The sequence below is a fragment of the Streptomyces varsoviensis genome (genome assembly GCF_000718635.1).
Classification (GTDB): Bacteria; Actinomycetota; Actinomycetes; order Streptomycetales; family Streptomycetaceae; genus Streptomyces; species Streptomyces varsoviensis.
Genome location: NZ_JOBF01000035.1, coordinates 23,387 through 40,298, shown reverse-complemented (window position 1 = coordinate 40,298; position 16,912 = coordinate 23,387). Strand labels below are relative to the sequence as shown.

The 16,912-nt window shown below is 67.1% G+C and carries 16 protein-coding genes; 7 read left to right on the top strand and 9 right to left on the bottom strand.

Annotated features, from left to right (window positions below; all coding sequences use genetic code 11):
- The first annotated feature begins 107 nt into the window (after positions 1-107).
- The 4 genes from IF55_RS33400 (at position 108) to IF55_RS33390 (ending at position 3,879) form a co-directional block, all read left to right on the top strand.
- Positions 108-440, top strand: a complete 333-nt coding sequence (locus IF55_RS33400) for a hypothetical protein (protein WP_157854551.1) — start codon at positions 108-110, stop codon at positions 438-440.
- Positions 441-453: 13 nt separating this feature from the next.
- Positions 454-2,823 (top strand): hypothetical protein, encoded by a 2,370-nt coding sequence (locus IF55_RS33395; protein WP_030890408.1) that lies wholly within the window; start codon positions 454-456, stop codon positions 2,821-2,823.
- Between the two features lie 39 nt (positions 2,824-2,862).
- Positions 2,863-3,447 (top strand): hypothetical protein, encoded by a 585-nt coding sequence (locus tag IF55_RS39610; protein ID WP_157854549.1) that lies wholly within the window; start codon positions 2,863-2,865, stop codon positions 3,445-3,447.
- A gap of 201 nt (positions 3,448-3,648) precedes the next feature.
- A complete protein-coding gene (locus tag IF55_RS33390; protein WP_030890406.1) occupies positions 3,649-3,879 on the top strand; it encodes a DUF397 domain-containing protein in 231 nt (76 codons plus the stop codon).
- Positions 3,880-3,956: 77 nt separating this feature from the next.
- Here IF55_RS33390 and IF55_RS33385 read toward each other — a convergent pair whose 3' ends face one another.
- The 9 genes from IF55_RS33385 to eccB form a co-directional block, all read right to left on the bottom strand.
- Complete coding sequence (locus tag IF55_RS33385; protein ID WP_030890403.1) at positions 3,957-4,262, bottom strand: WXG100 family type VII secretion target; 306 nt, start codon at positions 4,260-4,262, stop codon at positions 3,957-3,959.
- A 65-nt stretch (positions 4,263-4,327) separates the two neighbouring features.
- Positions 4,328-4,717, bottom strand: coding sequence for a WXG100 family type VII secretion target (locus IF55_RS33380; RefSeq protein WP_030890400.1), 390 nt, complete (start codon positions 4,715-4,717; stop codon positions 4,328-4,330).
- Positions 4,718-4,832: 115 nt separating this feature from the next.
- Positions 4,833-6,056, bottom strand: a complete 1,224-nt coding sequence (locus IF55_RS33375) for a S8 family serine peptidase (RefSeq protein ID WP_030890398.1) — start codon at positions 6,054-6,056, stop codon at positions 4,833-4,835.
- A 41-nt stretch (positions 6,057-6,097) separates the two neighbouring features.
- The gene (locus IF55_RS33370; protein ID WP_030890395.1) at positions 6,098-7,471 is read right to left on the bottom strand and encodes a hypothetical protein; all 1,374 of its coding nucleotides are present in this window, start codon (positions 7,469-7,471) and stop codon (positions 6,098-6,100) included.
- An 11-nt stretch (positions 7,472-7,482) separates the two neighbouring features.
- On the bottom strand, positions 7,483-7,938 hold the full coding sequence (locus IF55_RS33365) for a hypothetical protein (protein WP_048832990.1): 456 nt from the start codon (positions 7,936-7,938) through the stop codon (positions 7,483-7,485).
- A gap of 157 nt (positions 7,939-8,095) precedes the next feature.
- Positions 8,096-9,514, bottom strand: coding sequence for an outer membrane protein assembly factor BamB family protein (locus IF55_RS33360; RefSeq protein ID WP_157854546.1), 1,419 nt, complete (start codon positions 9,512-9,514; stop codon positions 8,096-8,098).
- A gap of 94 nt (positions 9,515-9,608) precedes the next feature.
- Positions 9,609-10,871, bottom strand: a complete 1,263-nt coding sequence (locus IF55_RS33355; protein ID WP_030890386.1) for an outer membrane protein assembly factor BamB family protein — start codon at positions 10,869-10,871, stop codon at positions 9,609-9,611.
- A gap of 311 nt (positions 10,872-11,182) precedes the next feature.
- A complete protein-coding gene (gene mycP / locus IF55_RS33350; RefSeq protein WP_245661617.1) occupies positions 11,183-12,472 on the bottom strand; it encodes a type VII secretion-associated serine protease mycosin in 1,290 nt (429 codons plus the stop codon).
- A gap of 9 nt (positions 12,473-12,481) precedes the next feature.
- A complete protein-coding gene (gene eccB / locus IF55_RS33345; protein ID WP_030890380.1) occupies positions 12,482-14,092 on the bottom strand; it encodes a type VII secretion protein EccB in 1,611 nt (536 codons plus the stop codon).
- A gap of 181 nt (positions 14,093-14,273) precedes the next feature.
- Here eccB and eccE point away from each other — a divergent pair, with 181 nt between their 5' ends.
- The 3 genes from eccE (at position 14,274) to IF55_RS33330 (ending at position 16,848) form a co-directional block, all read left to right on the top strand.
- Positions 14,274-15,641 (top strand): type VII secretion protein EccE, encoded by a 1,368-nt coding sequence (eccE, locus tag IF55_RS33340; protein WP_078645687.1) that lies wholly within the window; start codon positions 14,274-14,276, stop codon positions 15,639-15,641.
- Positions 15,641-16,465 carry a hypothetical protein gene (locus IF55_RS33335; protein ID WP_030890374.1) on the top strand — a complete coding sequence of 275 codons (825 nt, stop codon included), beginning with the start codon at positions 15,641-15,643 and terminating at the stop codon, positions 16,463-16,465. The genes eccE and IF55_RS33335 overlap by 1 nt, the downstream gene beginning before the upstream one ends.
- Before the next feature lie 77 nt (positions 16,466-16,542).
- Positions 16,543-16,848, top strand: coding sequence for a hypothetical protein (locus IF55_RS33330; RefSeq protein WP_048832989.1), 306 nt, complete (start codon positions 16,543-16,545; stop codon positions 16,846-16,848).
- The last annotated feature ends 64 nt before the right edge of the window (positions 16,849-16,912 follow it).

Here is a 16,912-nt window from a genome sequence, read left to right as displayed (position 1 = left end):
AGTGGGACCAACTGCGGGCGGAATCAGCCAGGCAGCAAGAGACTCACACTCGCATCAACAGTACCGACGGGGGCGGGCCCAGCTCCGCTACCACCGCAGACCTGCATGTGAACAGCGACGAACTCGGCCCTATCGGCACTGACGCCTACGGCCTCTACAACCAGCTAAAGACAGACGGCAGACACGCCCACGACAACAGCAAGACCGCCGCCGCCCATCTCACCGACGGGGGACTGGGCACCGGGTCGGCACTGGACCATGTCGTCCACACCTGGGAAAACCAGGTGAACGCCCTGCTGCAGGCATGCGCCCTCATTTCCGACCATCTGGATTATTCCCTCGCCGCGCATGCCAACGATGAAAAGAAGATCGCGGCCAGCATGCCGAAGGTCGAAGGGGAATACCTGACCGCCTCCAAGATCAGTCACTACTTCCACTGAGAGGCGGGCTCCCGTGCCATCGTTCGAACAACTCCGGCACCTCCGCCTGGGGAAGCTTGAGGAAGCGGTCGAGGACTGGACCGCCATGGTCAAGAAACTCAAGACGCTCGAAGAGATCGCCGACAAGCGCATGGCCGCCAAGACGAGGGCCGCGAACTGGCAGGGAGAGAACGCTGCCGCCGTCAAGCCGTTCGTCATCAAGACGGCCAAGGAGTTCTCGGATGCCCTGACGGAGGCCACGAGCATCCGCAACATCCTCAAAGAAGCGCACGCCAAGTTCCAGACGTGCCAAAACGACCTACAGGCCGCGGTGGACGAAGCCGCGAGCCATGAGCTGAGCATCAGCGCGAGCGGCGTCGTTCGATCCGCCCCGAAGGTTGCTCCACCGCGCGTCGCCCCCTCGGCGGCACCCGACGATGGCGTTCTGAACTTCATGAAGGCTCCACCAGCGGAGCAGAAGAAGGTCGACGCGATGGTGGACAAGATCAATAAGATTTTGGAAGCAGCGGCCGAGGCCGACGAAACCACTTCGCGCGCCCTGCGAACCATCGCCGGCAAGGATCCTCATAACTTCACCACGGTGAAATACGGTTCGTACAAGGACGCGGAGAAGGCACAGGCCATCGCCGACGCCAGAACCGCCACCCGACTCGCCCACCACCTCACCGCAGACGGCACGGCGAAGAACCTCGACGAACTCAAGCAGCTCCAGAAACTGTTCGACAGGAACGCGAAGAACGCGGACTTCTCCACCACTTTTTACAAGTCCATGGGAGCGAAAGGCGCACTGGACTTCTACGCCAACGTAGCCTTGGACGCTTCTTCGCTGCACGACAAGACCCGGATCAATCTTGTCCATCACCTTCAGAACGACATGGGCTCCATGCTCGGCGTGGCCACGAGCAAGCACAGCGCGACCCATCTGGACGCCGCCTGGGTTACCGACCTTCAGAAAGCTGGCCACCAACAACTCGACCTCTCCCGGATCACCGCACCCGGCACCCAGGTATACGGCTATCAGGCGTTGGGGGCGCTCGTGCGAGACGGAAAGTTCGACGCCGACTTCATGACGAAGATCGGCCGTGACATGGTCGCGATGGAGCGCAAAGACCCGCAGATCTGGGACCGCAACGCCCCGCTGGGAACCCGTAACGGATCATCCGGGCAGCCGACGCTCAACTTCGACAACACCGGCGGCAAGGGCTTCCACCCCCTCACCGGGCTGATGGAAGGGCTGAGCCACAACCCGGAAGCCTCTACCGCGTTCTTCAACGAGCCGGTCAGAGAAGACAGCGACCACGACGGAATCATCACCTCGGCCGACAAGGTCGTCACGCACTACGACTCCAACTACGACGGGAAGACCGACAAGGGCGACACCCGTCCGATGAGCATGGTCGACTACATGCTCGACCGAAATCCGGACACGGACGCACTGGACGCGAAGGGCAAGGAAGCCCACGCGCAGCAGGTGGCCCTGGGAAACGCCCTGGAAGCAGCCACCACCCACCGCGACCCGAGCGACGAAGGAGCCCAACAAGTCCGCCACACCGCGACCATGGCCAAGGTGATGGAAAGGGTGGTGGAAAAGGTCGGGGCGCACCCCGTACTGATCGAGGGGAAGGATCCGGACCACCCCGGCGCGCTGAGCGGACTGGCCGGCAACTTCGGCAACATGGCGGCCGAGTACATGCCGGACATGCAGATGACACTCGAAAACCAGAACCATCTGATCAAGCCCTTCGGGCATGGTGCAAAGTTCTCCAGTTACCATCTCCAGCAATTTCTCGGTGCAGTCGGACAGGACCCAGATGCCTACGGCGCGATCAACAACGCTCAGCAGGCATACACCACAAGTCTGGTGCACGACGTGATCAAGCATCGGGACCAGTACCACTATCTTGAGTCGGCGGTGAAGAACGCCGTGAACCCCGGCGGCCAGATCGCGGGCATCATGACCGAGGCACGCGCCGAGGCCCTTCATGGCGATCGAGCCTATGAGGATGGTCAGTTCAACGAGGCTGTTGCCGAAAAGGCGAAATGGATCGACCGCATTATCGATTCAGTCGGCGGTAAGTACATCGACATGATTCCGGTGGGTGGCGAAGTCATCGGCTGGGCCAAGGAAGACATCAGCGAAGCCGTGGTTGACCGTGTGAAGCACGACAGCACGCTTGAGGCCAGACACGATTCAGCAATGGCTTACATGCGAGCCCAAGAGGCCACGAAAGACGCTGCGGCAGCAGCGGTCCACACCGCCTGCCGAGGGAGCGGCATCTCCCGAAGCGACGTCTACGCCCTGGCGGGTGCCGCCTCTACGGAAGCGGGGCATGCCCATACCGATGGCCGAGGAGGGTGGGCCACTTCGACAGGAGGATCTTGATACGGCACCCCTAGAGCCCCAGTTGAGGAAAAATGCATCATGCCTCGCAAAAAAACGTTCCCCATCGCATCGGCTACGCTCGCCGTCCTTGCCGCAGCTTCGCTCCAGGGCTGCACCAGTGAGCACAAAGCCTCATCTCTCAAATTCCCTGACAGCGTGTGCTGGGACGCCTTCAACGGGGCAGATGTCAAGAAGCTCGTCCCGGACGGAAAGAAATTCTCATCGGACACCACCAATAACTTCGACCTCTATAACGGTAAAGAATCTACAATCTGCTCAATCTACATCGACGGAAGAACCCGTTTCCTCGCTTCCGCCCACCGGTACCCGGTCAAGAATTCCGTAGAGCAACGGAACCTGGTCGAGAACAAGCCCAATATTGCTGCCATCAAAGTGGGAGACAAAGGGTGGGTGTGGGATACGGGCGCGGCATCTACTTTCGCCTGCAATCGATCAGATTCACATCCCGCAACCGACCCACAGCATCCGAACTCCGAAAAGTATGTGATCCTACGCATCGACACATACCCGCCTGCGGGTAAGAAGAGTTCACACCAGCTACTCGAAAAGACACTTCGCCACTACACAGATTTCGCAGTCAAGAAACTTCTCTGCCGCAATTGAGTTCACTGACTGCCGAGATAGTCCGACCTTCCCCGGCAGGGGGAGCTCGACCCGGTGGGGCTGATCAGAGCCGATCTACGCGGAACTCGGTCACTGCTGTCAGCACCCAGCAGTCTGCCCTCCGCGTACCCGAGCCCACCCGTCATCTTCCTGCTGTACCGGGCAGGAGTTCGATCCCGTCACTGAAGGAGTTCTTGGCCGATGTCTGATGAACGTGAGAAGGCTGAGCTGTACGCGCTGGACATCTCGGATGTCGAGTGGGTGAGCGCGCCCGGTGACCCGTCCGCGGAGCGGGTGGAGATCGCGTATCTGCCGGGTGGCGCGGTGGCTATGCGGTCGTCGGCGGATCCGGACACCGTGCTGCGCTACACGGAGGGCGAGTGGCGGGCGTTTGTGCTCGGGGCGCGTGATGGTGAGTTCGATTTGAAGTGAGGTACGACGACGGGGCGGGTGCCTCCCGCGCACACCCGCCCCATCTTGTACCGCTGAGTCTGGCTTATGCCTTCGACTTAGATGTCGAAGAACGAAGCCGCCTTCTTGTCGGTAGTCTTGTAGTCACCGCTCGCCTGCTCGACCATGGCGGCGATCTTCATGAGCGTGTTGTAGAGGCCGTCTGCCTGCTTGTCCCAGTTCGTGTGAACCTGGGCCCAGGCCGAGTGCGCCTCGCCCTCCCATGCCTCGGCGACCTGCCCGACCTCCCCCTGGAGGACCTCGATGTCTCCGCGGAGGCGCTTGGCGGAATTCCTGATGCTCTCGGCGGCGTTGGCGAGGGACCCGTACTGTACGGCGATTTCACCCAGGCTGTTCGCGGTCATGGAGCCTCCTTCTCTTTCTCAGGCTTTGTGTTGAGTTGCGCGGTGGAGCGTGGTGGCGCCCGGGATCAGAAGGCATCCAACTTGGAGTACTGCTTCATGTCCTGGCCGGTTTCCCCGTACGAGCCGGCGGCGACCATGCCGTTGCCCGGCGCGCTGCCGTTGATGTCGATGCCGCGCATGGCGTCGACGACGCCCTGGTCGTTCTTGCCGTGGCTCGTGCGCGTGGCCTCGACCGCGTCCTTGACCTGGCGCATGATCTTGGTCAGGTTGCGCTGGTAGGTGTTGATGTCGGTCTGCGCCTTGCGGTACTGGCCTCCACCGTCGCCACGCCAGTGGGCGGCGAGCATCTCGATGACGGACTCCAGGTCGCTCACCTGACCGTTCATGCTGGAGATCACGCTGTCGATGTGACCTTCAAGCTTCCGGATCCGCTCATCGCCGACCTTCAAGCTCATAGCTCTTCCTTCCTCTCTTGGTTTCTTTCCGGAGTTCCGAAGACGGTGGCACTAATTCGCCCGATCTTCGGTAGCGCCGCCGGGCAATAGCCCGGTTCCGGCGCAGTGGCCCGCCTTAAGCGCTGCCCCTGCGTCGCTTCAGGGTGAAGGCGACGGCCAGGCCGACGAGCACGACTACACCTGCGCCGATGGCGAGCCACACGGTTGTGTGGCCCCCTCGGGACGTCTCAGTCTTGGCTTCGACGCTCTCGGCCGAGGGCGCCGGCGCCTTCTCCCCGTCCTTGCCTTCGGTGGCCACAGCCGAGGGGGCTGCCGGCGCGGGGTTCTTAGTGTTGGTAAGGGGGTTGACGTCGGCGGGGCCGGGGTCTCCCTCGCCATCGACGAGCACCTTGCGGGGACGAATACTGCCGTACCCCAGGTACTCGCTGGGCATCTTGGCGTTCGCGGGCTTGCCTGCGGTTTCCATCATCACGCGCAGGACCTGGTTGTTCGTCCATTCGGGGTGCTTAGCCCTGATCAGGGCTGCTGAACCGGCAGCGATGGCAGAGGCCTGGCTCGTGCCTCCTGCCGTGCAGATCCCCTCACGCTTCATACAGCGTTCTGGCAGCTCGTCGCCGAAGGCTACGAGCGCCACTTGGCTGCCGTGGGTCGACCACTTCGCGACCGACCCTTGACGGTCCATGGCGCCGACACCCACCACACCTGGCAGAGCGGCTGGGTACTCGGGCAAGTTTTTCTTGTCTCCGTTGTTGCCCACGGCAGCGAAGATCAAAATATCCTTCTTGAGCGCATACGTCACTGCCGCCTGGACCTTGGAGTAATACGACGGGACACCTTCTCCTCCCAGCGACATATTGATGACGCGTGCGTTGTGGTCGGCCGCGTAGCGCACGGCCTTCGACAGCATTTCGTCAATGACCGCGGAGTTCGCGTGCAGCTTTACCTTCAACGGGAGAATTTTGGCTTCGGGTGCAAGGCCTTGAACACCGCCCTCGGCTCCTGTGCCGGCGATAAGGGAAGCCATATTGGATCCGTGGCCCTCCTCGTCCTTGTGCGCACCCGTGGGGTTCTTGTTGAAGTCGGCTCCCGCCAGCACCTGCCCCCGTAGCTCGGGGAGTTCGGCGTTGATCCCCGAATCGATGACGGCGACCGTGACCCCCTCGCCCTTGCTCACCTTCCACATGTTCTCGGCCTGCATGTCCTGCAAGTACCACTGCCGGGAACGGATGTCCGCGGCAGTGGCCGCAGGCGCGGTACCCCCCATGGCGACAAGCCCGACACCGCACAACGCCGTGGCCGACACGACGCGGTGACGTAGTTTCCGTACCTGGATTCGCATGTGTCGGCGCTCTCCTCGGCGTGGCACAGCTGGCAGATGAGTCAGTCGATGACCGGCGGAACGGTACCGCGCCGCCCGCTCGCCCACGTCTCCTCGTCCTCTGTCAAGTAGTCGGGCCTGCTACCGCCGCGTCGGCCGGGCTTCCCCGGAGCCTGCGCCCGGGAGTGCGGCATCGCGCCCGGCGCCTGAGCGCCGCGCACGAGCCCGGAGCCACCCTGAGTGAATTCGGAACGTCCCTCTCGCGAGGGACGCGGAGCGCCGGCGGAACCGCCCATTTCCGATGCCAATCGACGGCCGGGAACGTTGCTGCTTGGTGTCCCCGTCCGGCCGGAGCCAGCACCGTAGCCCCCCGCTCCCATAGGCGCTCGGCTCATGGGAGTCCGCTCCTCGCCGATGACCGTGCCTCGCGGGAGGCGCGGGCCGGTGGATTGCGTCGGCCTTTCCACGGACGTACCGCCGAAGATTCCGTCGCTCTTTCCGGCACGCGGGACTGCCGCCGACCGAGGCGTGGTCACGCTCTTCTCCGGCAGGCCGCTGTTTCGGCCCGCCGTGAGCTTCGCAGTCCCCCGGGGGCTCGTCGGCCCACTCGGCATTGCCGGCGCCGGCCCCGGTACTAGGGGACCGGTGTTGTTTGTAGGCCCTGTGTGGTCAGGAACAACGTGCTTAGCGGTGTCGGGATACGGCGCAGTTACGGTGGAGTCGATGACGGTTCCACTCGACTCGACTCCGTGCCGACCGGTCTCGGCGAGTTGGTGAATTCCGCCCGCACCGCCATGGTGCGACCTCGTCGGCGAGTCCGTCCCTCCACTGACGGCAATCGTGTGGTGCACCGAAGTCGGGTTGGTGAAACCACCCCCGCCTCCTGAGGCGACTGTGCCGGGCTGCGTTCCATCCAGCGGTCGCTCGTAGCCACCGTCGCCGAGCACGGTGGACGGGAGAATCGGGAAGTTCGGCTCCTTGAGCCCGTCCAGCCCCTCCTGTGCCACCGTCACATAGGAGTCGGCCTTCTCCAGGGCCTGGATGGCCTCGTCGAGCTTTTTGTCCGCGGAGAGGCGGCGCTTCGCGTCCATCTTCGGGTCCACGAAGCACAGGTCGGCCACCGGTGGCATTGCGCTCTGGGCGGCGCTCAGGCCCTTGCCGGCGTGGCCGATCCAATGGCCGACACCCTTGGTGTATTCGGCCATGACGAGCGTCTGCTTCGCCATTTCGTCGCCCCAGGCGCGGAAGGCGTCGGCGCCTTCGCCTTCCCACTGCACGTGGGCGACGTGCGCTTTGAACTCTTCGCCGATCGCGGCGATATCGGTGTGCGCTTTGTTCAGCGCTTCCTCAGCGTCGCTGAACAGGCTCGGCTTGGCGCCGGAGATCATGTTGTAGAGCTGCTCGTGGCTCTCGCCGTCGAACTTCCCGTGTCCCATCTCTGCCCCCGTCAGGCTTTCTCGTCTCCGACGTCCTTGGCGTCGCTGCGCTCTGGTGTGCCCGGTGTGTGCTCGGGTTCCGGCGCGTGGTAGTTCTTGCGTACTCGCGCCTGGATTTCCTTCAGTCGCGCTGCCTGCTCGGCGTCGATGCCGTCGTAGCCCTTCTCGGCGACCAGGGCCGTCAGGCCCATCGCTTCGATCTGATCGCCGAAGATCTTGGACAGTGTCGAAAGGCGGGCGTGGACGGCTGCGTACTTGGTGGCGAGCCTCTTCGCGGAATCGAAAGTTCCATAGGCGTCCGCCGGGATCACCTGGTGGTCGATGCTCTTTTGCGAGGCGGGCGACTTCTCAAGATCGGTCAGCACCTTGTCGACGCGGCTCTTGAACTTGGCCAGTGTCTCTGCTTCCTTGACCAAGTTCTTGCCGAACGGAGTGTGCACCGACGCACTCAGCGCTCTCAGCTCCACCGTGTTCCTCCCCCTGTTACTGGCGACGCCGCCTCAACACTCTATCCACTCGTCGCGCCCGTCCCAACTTCAAAATGGTCAAAGCATGTTGTCAGATCTGTAACAGGTTCCTGCTGGCCTCGTCCGGCGACATACCGCTTGACCAGCCTGTCTGCTGTCAACGAGGGCTGGACGGCGGGGAGTACGCGGCGCGTCGGTCGTCAGGTTCGGTCCCGCCAGGGGCGATCGCCAGGATGACGTCGTCGTCTTCGGAGTCGAGCATGCCGTCGGCTACGAGCAGGAAGCGTCCGCTCCGCAAGTAGGGGGTGGCTGTTCGGACCGATTCCATGGCGTACTCACGTTTGCGGATGCTCATCGCGAGCTCCTGCTTGCGGGCCGTCCTGCCGGTAGCGGCTGTTACGAAGGAGAGGTGACCGGGGCGTTCCGCGGTGGCCTGGACGTAGGTGACGAGTTCCCCGTCGCGCACGGCGATCGGGTTGGCTTTCCGGTTCGGGTCGTCCTTGTGGACCCAGAGTTCGTTGCCAGTATTCAGGGAATAGGCGGCCGTCATTCCCTTGCCCGCCACATAGAAGGTGTCGCCGGAGACGAGGCCTCCGACGCAGCCTTCTCCTCCTTGGAGGCACGAGCCCAGGGCCCAGTCGTTGCCGTACGGAATTCGCCTGGCCTCGCGGCCATTGGCCTGGGCCAGGACGGTGAGTTCGCTGCTCGCGTCCGTGTCCTTGTCCGTCTGGAGCACGGCCGGGGTCGTGGAGAGGATGCCCCGCACCCAGACCCCCTTCGGCGCCGTCCATTTCCACTTCAGCCGTTTCGGGTCGGCGGGGTTCAGTGAGCGGACCTCGCCGCGTCCGCCGCATGAGGTCGCCGACAGGAGTTCCTTTCCGCCGGCGGCCGCGGTCACGCCGCACGCCTTCCGTTTCACCGACGTCATCTTCTTGCCGTCGCCGAGCCGGAAAGTCTGCTCGCCCGTGGCCCAGGTGAGGAGCGCGTACCCGCCGCCGACCGCGACACGGAGTTGCGCCAGAGCCTGCCACTTGGCCGGCTTGAGCTCGGGGCCGGCTCGTTCTCCGTCGGCCATCAGGTCTTTCGTCCAGGCGCGGTTTCCGGTGCGCAGGTCGAAGGCCGTGGGCCGGGTGCACGCGCCGTCGAACTGGGTGACGATGACGGCGGTGTCCGCGTCCGCGTTGCCGGAGACGGCACACAGCGTGTCCGCCAGGATGAACGACCATTTCTTCTCGCCGGTCGCCAGGTCATAGGCGGTTACGGTGTTCGGCTCGGCCTTGACGACGGTGTCGTCGGTGAACCAGGTGCCCAACGCCATGTTCGAGCCCTTGACCGGCGTCGTACGGGCGGCGGCGGACCAACTGAGTCCGCCGGCGGCCGGGCCCTTCTCCCCTTGCTTCGCGGAGGCTTCGCTGTCCTTTCCCTTGCCGGTCGTCAGGAAATAGGCCGTGCCGCCCGCGGCCAGCAACAGGACGAATACCAGCGCGAGGACGAATGGCTTGCGCCGTGATCGCCCCAGCGGCCCGGGCCGGCCCTGTGGTGGCAGCGGGGCTCCATAGTGTGGTGGTTCCGACACTGTCGCGTTCCCATCCGCTCTCACTCGTGCCACTGGACGTTTTCTTCATGCCTGTCACGGCCTTGGGCGCGCTGCCGACGACCGTCGGCGGCCCTCATTGGAAGACCAGCGCGCTCGCCTCGCCGTCGCCGGACGATTCCCCGGCGATGATGAGCTTTCCGTCCTGGAAGTAGACGGAGCCGAGGTTGGCGAGTTGGTGCTCCTTGTCGGCGCTTTCGGCCGGGAGCCGCATGTACGGTTTCGCGCGGCCCTGTTTCAGGTCGAGTGAGGCGACCTTGCCGCCTTCGTCCTGGAGGGCGTCCTGGTATACGAGGAGACGGCCTTCGTGGATGGCTACGGGGCGGTTCACCCGGACGCCGCCGACGTCGGTGCTCCACAACTTCTTCCCGGTCCGCAAGTCGAAGGCGGCGATCTGGTTGCGGCGCGTACCGTCCGGCCCGCCAGTGGGTTTCGTCGGGATATACAGAATTCCGTCCGCGACGACGATCCTGCGGCAACTGTTCAGCCGTACCGCTTCGCAGTCCGGGTCGTAGGGGCCCTCGGTGAGAGAGATCTTGGCTCCCATACGGCCCTTGTCGTTCAGGACCACGATGTCGCCGAATCCTTCACGGGCGGACAGCGCCAGTACGACGGCGGCGGGTTCGGTCGAGATGACGTTCTTGATCTCGGTCCCCTCCGGGGCCTTCCAGATCCACTGTTCCTTTCCCGACTTCCGGTCGACGCGCATCAGGAAGTTCAGCGTGGATTTGCACTCGACACGGGTGAGCATCGCCCGGTCGACCTTCGAGCCCCGGTCCGCGCAACCGTCCGCGAGGAGGCTGGGGCGGTGGACCGCGTGCCCGTCCTCCGCCGCGTAACTGGCCCAAGCTCCCACGCTCGCCAGGTTGATGACGCCATCGCTCATGGAGATCGAGGCCGAGTCCCATGTCCCGTTCTCGGGCAAAGGGTGGGCCCAGCGCTTCGTACCTTCCTTGAGGTTGACGGCCATGATCTGGTCGCATTCGAAGCGCCCCGCCGCTCCGTACAGAACGATGGCGGTGTCGTGGTCGGCCTCCCTCGACGTGCCGCATGTATCACCCGGCACCGGGAGGCTCCAGCGCCTCTTTCCGCCGTCCATGGCGTAGGCGACGACGTTGTTCTTGTCCGCCTGGATCAGATTGCCGTGAGCGAACCACGCCGCGGCGGCACCGGTACCGCTGGGAGCGGCCTGCGGTGCGGGAACGACCCAGTCGAGCCGGGCGTCGACGCGGTGTGGCCGGCTCGTCTTACGAGCGACCGGGTGGGCATCGTCCCCGCCCCAGAGCAGCCATCCGCCTGTCGCCGCCCCTGCGACGAGCAGCAGGGCGAGAGCGATCACCAGGCCCGTACGGCGCTTGCGGCGCAGGCCGTTCGCGGAGCCGTCCGCCAGGGCCGAGGCCGTGAACGGGGAGAGCTGCGGCGGACCGAAACCCGTCTCTGTCGGACGGTCTGCCAGGGACTGCTCGGGCGAAGGCGAAGGTGGCGGCAGTGGCGCTGACGGTGATGGGGACTGAGGCGGAGGCTGGGCGGACCGGGGATCGAAGCGCGTGTCCCAGATCTGCGGCGGCCGATGTGGGCCGTGCTGCGGTGGCTCCGGTGGTGGCTGTGTCATGCGTCAGTGACCTCCTGCGTCCGCTTCCCCACCTCTCCTCAAGCCCGTCCGCGCCGTTTGCGGTCGCGGGTGATGATGGCTGCGCCGGTGATGATGGCGACGATGACGGCGGTGCCGCCGAGGGCGTAGGTGGCCAGGCGTTCTTGGCGTTGTTGGGGGGTTTCGCCGGTGGCGAGGGCGGCGGGTTGGGGGGCTTCGACGTTGTGGGCGGGGCCCTGGTTGAGGGTGACGTGGTCGATGGGGTGGTCGTCCTCGTTGAGGGCTCGGACGGGGTCGATGACGCCCCAGCCGATGTAGCGGTCGTGGGCGTTGACGGCGCGTTCGGCGGTCTGCTCGATTTGGGCGATGACCTGTTGGGGCGTCCAGTCGGGGTGCTTGGCGCGGACGAGGGCGGCGACGCCGGCCACGTACGGGGCGGAGAAGCTGGTGCCGTTGTCGACGCACTGGCCGCCCTTGGGGACGGTGGAGACCATTTCGACGCCGGGGGCGGCGACGCCGACGAAGTCGCCGGACTGGGAGAAGGCGGCGCGTTCGTTGTTGCGGTCGGAGGCGCCGACGGCGAGGACGCCGGGGTAGGCGGCGGGGTAGGTCTGCTTCACCTTGCCGTCGAGGCCGTCGTTGCCGGCCGAGGCCACGACGACGACGTTGGCGGCGATGGCCTTCTCCACGGCCCGTTCCAGGGCGCTGTCGGCCTTGAGGGGGGTGGCGGTGTCCTGGGAGATGTTGATGACGGCGGCGCCCGCGGCCACGGCCTTCTCGATGCCGGTGGCCATGGTGGTGGTGTTGCCGGTGCCCTTTTCGTCGTTCTGGCGGATCGGGATGATCGTGGCTTCGGGGGCGATGCCGACGAAGCCGGTGCCCGGCGCTTTGCGGGCCGCGATGATGCCGGCGACCTTGGTGCCGTGGCCGACGACGTCGGTGGTGGGGCCGCCGGGCGGGGCCTCCTTGTTCTCGTCCTTCGGCTTGGGGAGCAGGTCGACGCCGCTCTTGGCGTCGACCGCGTCCTTGAGCTGCGGGTTCTTGATGTCGACGCCGGTGTCGATGACGGCGACGCGGATGGGCTTGCCCTTGTCCTTGCCCGTGGTGATCGTGCCTTTGGTGTCCTGCCAGAGCTGGTCCAGCAGGACGCGCTGGAGGGACCAGGGGGTGCCCTTGATCTGCTTGGCGGGGTAGGTGCACTCGCCGCTGCCGTCGGGGCGGGTCACGGGCGCGGGGGCGCTGACCGGCTCGGCGGCGGCGGCCGTGCCGGCGGTGGCCCCGGTCAGCGCGGTCAGCGTGGCCGCTGTCGCGAGGAGGGCGGCGGGCGTCGTCATGGTGGCTGTCCTCATGCCCATCCCCTACGAACCCTGCGGCTGCTTGGCGCTGTTGGTGTCCAGCCGGGGGCCGGTGGGCAGGAACTCCGACCAGTTGGCGGGGACGGGGATCGGGTTCACGTTCTGGTAGCCGAGCCGGGTCTGGGCCTGGTTGGCGGCCGGCTGTTCGGGGGCCGCGGACTGTCCGGTCTCCCCCGCCTCTCCGGCCTCCTGGTCGTTGTCGGCGCTGTTCTTGGCGTCGTCGTCGCCGATCTTCGACTTGTCGGTGGCGCTGTCGTTGTTGGACTGGACGGCGTAGCGCAGGCCGGTGTCGGTGACGAGGAAGACCGAGCCGCTCTTGGTCTGACGCCCCGTCACCTGGCGGTAGAGGATGCCGGCGCCGGGGGTGACGTACGCGCTGGTGGCGCCGTCGGGGAGGGCGGCGGGGTAGTCGGTGCCGGCCCAGGCGGCGAGCTGCGGGGTGCCCTGGGCGTTGACGCCGTTGAAGACGCTGCACACGGTGTTCTTCGCGCCGCCGCCCGCGGCGGAGTCGATGGAGTTGGCCTTGTCGGGGACCTCGGCGGGCCAGTGGTACTGGCCGTAGTACTCCTCGGTGTCCGGCGTGAAGTCCGCGGCGCCGACCCGCTCGGCGGTGCCCGCCTGGTCCAGCGTGCTGAGGCTGCGGCTGCTGAGGAGCAGGTTGGCGACGAAGTCGGAGACGCGCTGGACCTTGCCCTGGAGCACGACGTATTTCTGGGTGCCGGTACCCGTGGGCGCCTCCAGGACCATGCCGACGCGGTTGGCCTTGGCGCCGAGCGTGGGCACGCCGGCGTCGGCGCCGATCTGGCCGGGGACCTCGGGGAAGGTGATGGGCGCGCCGTCGTGGAAGGTGGCCAGCCAGTCCTTGGTGACGGGCTGCGGCTGGGTGCCGTCCCGGAAGATCGAGCGGAGCAGCAGGTTGTAGTCGGCGGGCCGCATGCTCTTCCAGCCGGGGCCGCCGAGGAGGTACTTGGTGCCGCTCGGGTCGACCAGGTAGCGGGCGTGGTCCTGGCCCTCCACGTACAGCGCCTGCTTGCCCCGCAGGCGGTCGGTTTCGAGCCGCTGGCCCTTGGGGTCGCGGTCGGCGAAGAGGAATACGGCCTTCTGCGTGGTTCGCCCGTTTCCCCCGGGCTGTTCGCAGACCGCCCACCGCTTCTTCTTGCCCGCCTCGTCGGCGCTGGGCATACGGTCCGGCGCGTACGGAATGCCGAGCGTCGGGCCGCGGGAGATCTTTCCGCTGTCGAGCTCGGATTCCTTCACCTTGATCACGCTGGACTTGTCGGGGGTGAGGAGGAGCTTGGCGGAGGCGAGGTTGAGGACGGGGTGGAGCTGCTTCTTCTTGTCCGTCTTCAGTACGACATAGCGGGTCGTCGAATCGCTGCCGACGATGACGTGCGCCGCGACATCGTCCCAGCCCTTGGGGGCGGTCGGTTTGAACATGCCCCAGGCGCCGAACCCGGCGAGGATCAGCGCTCCGACGACGACGCTCGGTAGGACCGTGCGCAGCGGGCGCGGGGCTCCTTCCTCGGTGCCGGTCGGCGACGGTTGCAGAAACGCGGCGACTGTCCGCTTCTTCGCAAAGGTGTAGGCATTGAGCTCGTCCCGCCGTGATGCCATGTCTAGCCGTTTCTCCCCGTTGTTCGGCCTCGGTTGACGGGCGCCGCCCTCGGTCCCCCTGTCATACGGACCCTCTACTATGCCCGTAGACGTTTGACGCATGTGCCGGGGGACCGTCTCGATACGGACAGCGACCGCTCCAGGCTGGTGCGTTTCGGACATTGAGGGGGCATTGGCGGGGATGACTGCCGGGACGCGCGTACGGACTTCGCGGAATACGGGGAGCGCGGGAGGCTCCCCGGCGCGGCGGCGGCCGGGCCGCCGGGGCGCGGCGCGGACGACCGCTCCGGCCGCCTCCGCGCGGGGCGCCTCGACGGGCACGGTCGTGCCGCGGGCCCCCTCGCGGCCCGGGAGCATGGGGCCGCTGCGGCTCCAGCAGCTCGTGCTGATCGAGGTGGCGGCCGCGGTCGTCCTCGTGGGCTGGGCCATCGACAAGATGGCGCTGATCCCCGCGTCGGTGGTGGCCGTGGTGCTGGTGCTGCTCGCGCTCGTACGCCGCGGGTGCCGGCCGATAGCGGAATGGCTGGCCACGGCGCTCGCGCTGCGCCGGCGCAAGCGCCAGGCGGCCCAGCCGCTCGACGCGGGTACGGACCCGAGCTTCGCGCCCGCCGTGGAGTGCGAGCCGGCGCTGGCCACGAGCACCTTCACGGACCGGGAGCGGCGGTCGGTCGGCATGGTCGGGGACGGGACGTTCCTGACGGCGGTCCTCCAGATCGAGGCCGTGGACTCCCCCCTGCGTCCGCAGCGCACGCAGCGGCCGCTGCCGCTGGCGCTGCTGCGGGACGCGATGGAGGTGGACGGCATCCGCCTGGAGTCCGTGCAGGTCGTGCAGAGCGCCATGCCCGCGCCAGCGCCGCACCTTCCGGCGCAGGCGGTGGCCGCCCGCAATTACGTGCCGTTGCAGGCCCAGACCGGGGCCCCCGCGGTGCGGCTGACCTGGGTCGCGCTCAAGCTCAACCCCGAGCTGTGCCCGGAGGCCGTCGAGGCCAGAGGCGGCGGTCTGGAGGGCGCGCGGCGGTGTGTGCTGCGGGCGGCCGATCAGTTGGCGAGCCGGTTGCAGGGGGCCGGTTTCGGGGTGACGGTGCTCACGGAGGAAGGGCTGACGGCGGCGATAGCAACCGCCGCGAGCGCGAACCCGATGGCCACGGCGCAGGCGGGCCGCACGAACACGCCCACGCGGCGGACCGTCGAGACGTCGCGGACCTGGCGCTGCGACGACCGGTGGCACACCACGTACTGGGTCGGCCGCTGGCCGCAGTTGGGGCCGTCGGCGACGCCGCTGCCGCAGTTGGCGGCGCTGCTGACCTCGCTGCCCGCGCTGTCGACGACGCTGAGCCTCACCCTGGGCCGGGGCCGTACGCAGAGCGGGCGGCACGCCCCGACGGTGACCGGCCATGTGCGGATCACGGGCCGCAGCGCCGACGAACTCGTCGCCGTGCGGCGGGAGATGGAGCGTACGGCGCGCGGGGTGAAGGTCGGCCTCGTACGGCTGGATCGCGAACAGGTTCCCGGCGTCCTCGCCACCCTGCCCCTCGGAGGTACCCGCTGATGGCCACGCCGACGACCACCCCGGCCGCCGCCCAGCCCACCGGCGGCCCGCAGGGCTTCCCGGGCGCGGGCCGCACCGACGCGCCCAGCCCCGCGCCGGCGCCGCCCGCCCCGCGCATACGCACCTCCCGCTTCGGCTTCGGGCTGATCGGGCCGCGCCGGCAGCGGCACGAGCTGTCCCCGGAGCAATTCGAGTCCCTGGCGCTGCCGGTCGGCGACGACGGAGTGGTCATCGGCGCCGACGCGCAGGGCCGGCCCTCCGTGCTCGGCCTCAACCGGCCGACGCCGTTCGAGGTGCTGCTCATCGGCGGCGTGTGGACATCGCAGGTGATCGCCCTGCGTACGGTCGGCACGGGCGCCCGGGTGACGGTGGAGACGGGCCGCCAGCAGATGTGGACCGCGCTCGCGCAGGCGGCCAACAGCGGCCAGCAGTGCGTCACCCTGCACGACGTGGGGCGAGTGCCGCCGCAGGGTCCGTCTGTGCACAGCCCGGTCCTGGTGATCCGCGACTGCGGGATGCGGCCGCCGCGCGGCCGGGTCAGCGCCGCGCCCTGGCAGTCGGTGCTGACGCTGCTGCCCTACCTCAGTCCCGTCGCGCCCCGGCTGATGGAGAACGCGGGACTGGTGGGCGTGCAGCGGGTCTCCCCCGACGAGGCGCGCCAGATCGGCAGGGCCATGGCCCTGCCGCAGGCGGACGTCGAGGCGCTGTCCACGCTCCAGGACGGGGTCACGCTCTGGTGCACGCGCAATTCTCGGGTGTACGTCGCCACGCAGCCGACCGATCCCGAGACGGGGCTGCTGGGCGGGCCGCGCCGGATGGACTGAGAGATCCGTCCGTGGGGGCCCCGGCCGTAGGGAGGGCCCTTCCTGCGGAGGGGCGGAAGGGAAGGGGGCGGGGAGGGGTGGGCGCGTTCGGTCCGGTCGGGGTCGGATTGGTCGAGGTCGGATTGGTCGAGGTCGGATTGGTCGAGGTCGGATTGGTCGAGGTCGGATTGGTCGAGGTCGGTTTCGCCGGGGTCGGTTCGGTCGGGATCGGTTCGGTCGGGGACGGTTTCGTCGAGGTCGGTTCGGTCGAGGCCGGTACGATCGAGGCCGGTCAAGGGCGGCCGGCGTGCGTCGCCCGGTCGGTCGTGTGTGCCGCCGACGCTCGGCGCACATCACGGGAAATACCCGAATTAGGCGTGAATTCCGTGCAGTTACGGAAGTGAAGCGTCGGTTCCGCGCAGCGAAGCGCACCAATTGCCACTACTTGCTCCTGGGCCGCACTGGAAC